At 39.4% G+C, this 4,580-nt stretch carries 1 protein-coding gene; it reads right to left on the bottom strand.

The window, feature by feature from the left end; all coding sequences use genetic code 11:
• Window positions 1–4,523: Rib/alpha-like domain-containing protein (locus HT718_RS09720; RefSeq protein ID WP_275690393.1), on the bottom strand; the 4,523-nt coding region annotated here is incomplete at its 3' end.
• Window positions 4,524–4,580: the final 57 nt, after the last annotated feature.

Raw genomic sequence — 4,580 nt, 5'->3', positions numbered from 1 at the left:
TCTTCTGTTGCTTTTTCTGGTGCACTTGGTTGTGATACATTTCCTGCTGAATCTGTTGCTTTCGCTGTTACGTCTCCTGCTGGAAGTTCTTTCGTTGGTGTGATTGTAGCTTTTCCATCTTTTCCTGCTACTCCTTCACCAATCTTGTTACCATCTTTATCAAATAACTCTACTTTAGATCCTGGTGTTGCTGTTACTTCAACTGGTGTCTTAGTTCCTGCTTTTCCTGTTAGGTCTGTTTTGATTTCTGGTTTTGATGGTGTTGTTGTATCTTTTGTTGGCGTTGCTTTTGCTGGTGTGCTTGCTTCTGATACTTTTCCTGCTGGAGTTGTTTCTTTTGCTGTTACGTCTCCTGCTGGAAGTTCTTTCGTTGGTGTGATTGTAGCTTTTCCATCTTTTCCTGCTACTCCTTCACCAATCTTGTTACCATCTTTATCAAATAACTCTACTTTAGATCCTGGTGTTGCTGTTACTTCAACTGGTGTCTTAGTTCCTGCTTTTCCTGTTAAGTCTGTTTTGATTTCTGGTTTTGATGGTGATTCGTTCTTATCTGCATCTGTTGGTTTTTTAGTTACAAATTCTGATAATGGTTTTTTATCTTGAGAACCATCTTTATATGTTACAACAAGATTTCCTTTGTCGTCTTTTGTGACTGATTGGATCTTAGCATCTTTATCAGCTACAGCTTGACCTTTTTTGTCTGCCAAGTTAGCATCATCGTTGTTTTGAGAGTACTCAAGTTGAAGCTTCTCTTTGATTTTAGCTAAGTCAGCATCTGTTACGTTAGCTGGATCTGCTACAGTAACTTTTTCAGTTGGTGTTGCAATATCATATTTTTGAGTTTGTCCCTTAAGCATAACACGGAATGCACCTGGATCAGTTGCAGTTGAACTACCTACTGCTTTATTCTCAATAAATGCACCATCTTTATCCGTTGCAGTTGCATAACGCCATCCTAAAGCCATACCTTCTGGATTTTCTCCTTTAGTTGCTGCTTCTAGTTTGTCTTTTGCTAAACCATCTGTCGCTGCTGGAGTACCTGAATAAGTAATAACTGCTGGGGCTTTTTCTGTCGCTGGTGTCTCAGCATTGATAACATTTGCTTTAAATCCATATTGTGTATTGATAGTATTTGCTTCACCTGCAACATCAGCAAACGCTTTGTTACCACCTTGTCTTACAGTAGCACTTGCAATTTTTCCGCTATCATCTTTGAATTTAATATCGAATGAGTTTTCTTCTCCAGCATAAACATAAACTTCCTTAGTATCTTTATTAGAATAAGGAATCTCTACTGTTGGAGCTACTACTGGAGCTGCTGGTGTTGCTGGCGTTGTTGGAGTTGTTGGTGCTGAACTTGGGTCTTTAACTGTTACTTTAACTGGAACTTCTTCATTAGATCCATCTGGGTATGTTACAACTACTGTAGCATCTTTTTCACCTGGTGTCGCTGTGTCTACTGGATCTTTGAAGGCTACTTTTGTACCCTTAGGAAGATCTTTTACATTTCCAATTGAATCTTCTGCTTTTGGTGTTGTTCCTTTATTTACAGTTTGTGGTTTAGCTGTTGGTGTGTTCTTATCTGCATCTGTTGGTGCTGGATTTACTAGATATGCTGCTGCAATCTTATCTTTTGATCCGTCAGGATAAGTTATAGTAAGATTTCCTTTTTCATCCACACTGTATTGTGAATTTGCTGGAAGACTTGGGTTAGCAGATTTCACTGCTTCGATAATCTTATTCTTTTCAGTTTCACTAACGCCGTTAGAATTTGCAACATCTAATTTTGTACCTGCAACTGGTTCATATTTCTTAGCAGTCTCAAGAACATTTACTATAAGTTCTCTGTATATCGTTGTTGGTTTATCTCGATTCTTCGCATGGAAAATAACACTTGTACTTCCTGCTGGCTGGTCCATTGCAACAGTTCCACTATATTTAGCATCACGTTGTCTAATCGTACTTCCACGTGGGTCATCTAGATATCCTCCTGTTGGCTCTACTCCTTTTATAGCTAGTGGATTTTTTTCAACTGAAAATTTCCCTAAAGCTGTAGCTTGAGCTACAACATCAACATCAATTTTATCACCAGGATATACTGTAATCTCTGATTTACTTACCAATAGTCTAGTATCATTATTACCAGTTACACCACCATCCTTAACAGTCAACGGTGATGCTGTAACCGTAATCGGTGTACTCTTAGCTGACTCTTTACCACCTGCTGGTGTTGAAGTCGCTGTAATCGCTCCTGCTGGAAGACTGTTTGTAGGGTGAACAGTTGCTACACCTTGAGCATTAGCTACAGCTTCACCGATCACAACACCATCTGTGTTGTAAAGCTTAACAGTTGAACCTGCTGGTGCTTTAACTGTCACATCAGCTGGTGTACTTGCTTTACCTGCTAAATCATTGACAATTTCTGGAGCGCTAGTCGCTGCACCTGCTGCTGGTTTGTTAGTAGCTGCACCTGGTGCTGGCGTGCTTGGTTTCGGTGTTGCTGGTTGTGGAGTAACTGCTGCTGGCGTTGCTACTACAGCATCACTTACTTGTGATGTTTTACCATTTTTAGTAGCTCTCGCTGTCACATTACCAGCTGGAATGTCTTTAGTTGGAGTGATGCTTGCTACACCATTGTTACCTGCTGTAGCTTCACCAATCTTGTTGTTGTCTTTGTCGAACAAGGCAACTGTCGATCCTGCCTCTGCTTTCACTTCAACCGGAGTTTTAGTGTTAGCTTTACCTGTTAGACTTGTCGTAATAACTGGCTTAGCTGGTGCTACTGCTTCTTTTTCTTTTTCAACAATTACTTTTACAGGAACTTCTTTTGTAGATGTATCCGGATAAGTTACAACTGCTGTTGCTCGTTTTTCACCTGGAGTTCGTGTATCTACTGCATCCTTGTACTTAACTGTTGTTCCTTTTGGAAGAGTGTCTAAGTTTCCAATTGATTTTGTCGCATCTGGTTTTTGACCAACTTTTACAGTTTGATCTTTCGCTGTTGGTGTGGAAACATCAGACTGCCACATCTTTATAGGGTTAGTTGCAATGTTGGCGAAACCTGCATCGGCACCAGCAGTGGCGCTACGCATCATACCAAACACAACCTTCATATCTTTTAACTGTTCGTTAGTTGTTGTTTTAGGGACTTCAGTTCTAAAACTCCATGCATAGGCATCGTACCCCGAACCACCTGTAGTCGAACGATCCACAATCAAACGTTTGTCATTCAAGGCAGCACCGTATACTAACTCTTTAGTTCTCGGAGAAGAATTAGACGCCGCACTCTTGAAATATCTGCCCTCCTGACCGGCAAGTTTTTCTATAGAACGACCATAGATACCACTTTCCCAACCAGAAGCCAGAGAAAAGCTATCTTTTTTGTCTAATGGTAATCCAGCAGCTGTAGCTGGTGCTGGATTTTCAAACGTTACAGAATTACTCAACGCTGAACCATCAGGTTTTGTACGTTCAAGTTTTTTAGTTTTAGGATTTAATTTACCTTGGATTGGAGAGTTATATTTTGCACGTGTAATGCTAGTTGGCATATTAACTTCTGCAGGAATTTGGATGAAATTTCGATATACATCTCCTCCATCTGTATTATACGTATTAGATAGATTTTCTGCATGATCATTATAAAAGACAAGCCAATCTAATGAAGTAATCTTCCCACTAGCGTCTTTATTATATTTAACTTTATAATTTGTAACTCTAGAAACTGCATTAACAGCGTCATCTGTAGACGTGGCTTTATTAACATCATTAAGGATATAGGTATCACTATGACCATTTGCGGCTGCATTTGTACCTTCTGAATAGGCAACTTCCGCTCTAAAAGCATTATTCTTATCTAATGCTTTACCGTTACGTGAGTCGTTAGATCCTGTGTTTTCGATTGAGTTAGATTCTGATTTTTTCTCAGTGTTTTCTGCTTTTTTACCTACAGTTGGTTGTCCGTTAGTAGTGTCTACTGCTGGAGTTTCTTTTTTCTCTACAGGTTTGTTTTTTAATTTAGTGTTCGCTGTAGTTACTAATTTGCTGTAAGCTTTTTTAATTTCTGCTTGAGTTGTTGCGTTTGCTAATGTAGCTTTTGCAGCTTCTAAGTCAGCTTTTAATACCGCAACACTCTCTTCTGTTTTGTTTTCGTATGTTCCGTTAGCTAATTTTGCTTCGATTTCTGCAATGTAGTTTTCTAGTTTAGTTTTGTCTAAAGTTTTAACTTCTTTTGCAGTTTCTCCATCAAGTTTTTCTGCTACAGCCGGTGTTGTAGCAACTTCTGGCTTGATTTCTGCTACAGCAGCAGGTGCCTCATAGGTCTTGCCATCTCCGTTCGGTGTAGGGTTAACATCCCCAGTAGTCGAGTTATTTGCTACAGTAGTTTCTGCTGTGTTTGCATGAACCACTTGAGTAGCTAAGCTAGCTCCGACCGCAAAAACAAGAGAACAACCGAATAGGAAGTGCTTTCCTTTTTTGATCATTCTCCAGTTCTTTTGCTCTGCATTTTTACGATTAAAATACATTACATTTTCTCCTTTTGATTTCTAAAAAATAGCATGTAATACACATACACATACACA

The organism is Streptococcus sp. 714, from assembly GCF_013277115.1.
Taxonomy (GTDB): Bacteria; Bacillota; Bacilli; order Lactobacillales; family Streptococcaceae; genus Streptococcus.
Note: the sequence above shows the minus strand (reverse complement) of the source record. Positions and strands in the feature narration are given on the sequence as shown.